Below are 2318 nucleotides of genomic sequence, written 5' to 3' on the forward strand. Positions count from 1 at the left end.
CCGCGGACGATGAGGTCGAAGTCCATTCCCTAAAGGAAATCTCGGGGGGGACTGGTGCAAATACTGCCGTGGCAGCGGCTAGACTTGGTGCCGAAACTGTCTTCTTTGGGACAGTTGGCAGTGACTATTATGGTCAGTTTCTTGTTGACAGCCTAATAGCCGACAATGTCAAACCCATAGTGAGAAAATCAGACAAGTTTCACACTGCCATATGCATTGCAGTGTATGATTCGTCTGGCGATAGGAGGCTGATGACATATCTCGGTCCTAATCTCGATTTCGAAATGACTGAAGAGACAAGAAGTTCGCTGAAAGACAGCAGTATTATCCACATAAGTGGTGGAAATCCGTATCATTGGAGTCTCGTAAGGGAAGAATTATCTGAGGGAGCAAAACTATCTTTTGATCCAGGCAGCATGGTCTGCAGGACATGGCCGGATGAAACTTTGGCATTCTCTCTAGCTGCAGATTATGTTTTTCTGAACAAGAATGAATGGAGTTTGCTTGGGAAAGAGTCACTACTTGAAACCGACGGAACAGTATTCTTGAAGTTAGGTAAGGAAGGTGGAAGAGTATACGAAGAAAGAAAAATTAGGATTGAATGGGAGGCAGTACCAGTTAAGCAGATAGATTCAACTGCTGCTGGAGATGTTTTCGATGGGGCGATTCTTTACGGAGTCGATAAGGGTCTGACTCTTGAAGAATCGATCCAGATCGGAAGGTATGCTTCTTCCATTACAGTATCAAGAATTGGAGCTCAATCATCGATGCCAACGATGATGGAAGTAAGAAGATTCATTCATGATCGGGGGGAGACATGAGGGAAGAAAAAACTGTTCTCGAAGTCCGAAACATAAAGAAACACTTTGGAGGCGTTCAGGCGCTTAGAGGAGTTGACTTTAAGCTTTTTGAGAAGGAAACAGTCGCACTGATGGGTGACAACGGGGCTGGGAAGTCCACGCTAATCAAATGCATTTCAGGGGTCTACCTTCCAGATGAAGGTGACATATTCATCCATGGAGAAAAGGCAAGCATCAAGACCCCGTCTGATGCAAGGAAAGAGGGGATAGAGACTGTCTATCAGGATCTCTCTCTTGCTGGACAAATGGACCTGATTTCCAATATGTTCCTCGGAAGAGAACTGATCAAGCTGAATCTTGGAATTATGAAGATTCTCGACAGAAAAGCCATGGAAGCCAGAACCAGAAAGGCTTTAGAATCTATAGGAGTATCTACGGTTCAAACTCTGAAAACCGAGACGAGAAATCTTTCAGGAGGCCAACGTCAGGCCCTCGCATTAAGCAGGGCCGTGTCCTTTGGAGTGAAGATTCTGATCCTTGATGAACCGACAGCTGCAATGGGTATCAAAGAGTCCAGGAAGATTATCGATCTAATTCTGAGGCTTAAGGAACAGGAGATTCCAATGATTCTGATATCACATTCAGTTCCCATTGTTTTTGAGGTTTCAGATAGAATTGTTATCATGAGACAAGGACAGATTGCTGGAGAGCTGAGAACGGCTCACGCGAAACATGAGGATATCGTCTCTCTTATGGTTGGTGTAGGAGAAGGCTTCGGAAAAGAAGCAGAGAAATGAGAAAACTCATTGGAATGATTCACCTTGGAGCTCTGCCCGGTTCACCTGGAAACGAACTTGAGGTGGAATTTCTTGAGGCAAACGCGCTTGAGGATCTTGCTGTCCTGGAAAAGGCCGGTTTTGATGCTGCGATAGTAGAGAATATCTCTGACGAGCCTTTTAGAGTAAATTCTATTGAACTGGAGACGTATTCAACCTATGTAGCGATACTCAGGACCATTATCAAGAAGGCAAGAATAAAGATTGGGGTTAGTATTCAGATGAATCTCTGGAAAGAGATGATCGCGGCTTCAAAAGCAACTGGAGCATCCTTTGTCAGGATTGCTGCCTTTACGGAAGAGAGAATATGTGCCGAGGGAAAAATAGGGCCAGTGGCTGCCGGTGCCCTAAGATATAGAAGAGCAATCAATTCGAAGGTGCTGATCGCCGCTGATGTTCAGGTGAAGCACTCTTTTTCTGTCATACCTGAGGATCATTCAGATTACTTCGCACAAATGGCGGACAGATTCGCAGATTATGTGGTTATAACAAGTTCGTCCACAGGAAAAGCAGTTGATATTGAGTATCTTTCAAGGATGAGAAAGATCTTGAAGAAGCCAATTTGGGTAGGGAGCGGTGTTTCCGAAGAGAACATCATAGATATCCTAAGAATTGCTGATGGCGTCATAGTAGGTACTTCGATAAAAAAAGATGGGCAAACGACAAACCCCGTAGACATAGA

General features: G+C 44.6%; 3 protein-coding genes. All 3 read left to right on the forward strand.

Annotated features, from left to right (window positions below):
- Nucleotides 1–821 (forward strand): carbohydrate kinase family protein (locus tag ENN47_06910; GenBank protein ID HDP77898.1); only part of this gene is annotated, 821 nt, incomplete at its 5' end.
- Complete coding sequence (locus ENN47_06915; GenBank protein HDP77899.1) at nucleotides 818–1597, forward strand: sugar ABC transporter ATP-binding protein; 780 nt, start codon at nucleotides 818–820, stop codon at nucleotides 1595–1597. The genes ENN47_06910 and ENN47_06915, both read left to right, overlap by 4 nt.
- A partial coding sequence (locus ENN47_06920) for a BtpA/SgcQ family protein (protein HDP77900.1) occupies nucleotides 1594–2318 on the forward strand: 725 nt, incomplete at its 3' end. The genes ENN47_06915 and ENN47_06920, both read left to right, overlap by 4 nt.

The organism is Mesotoga infera, assembly GCA_011045915.1.
GTDB classification, from domain to species: Bacteria; Thermotogota; Thermotogae; order Petrotogales; family Kosmotogaceae; genus Mesotoga; species Mesotoga infera_D.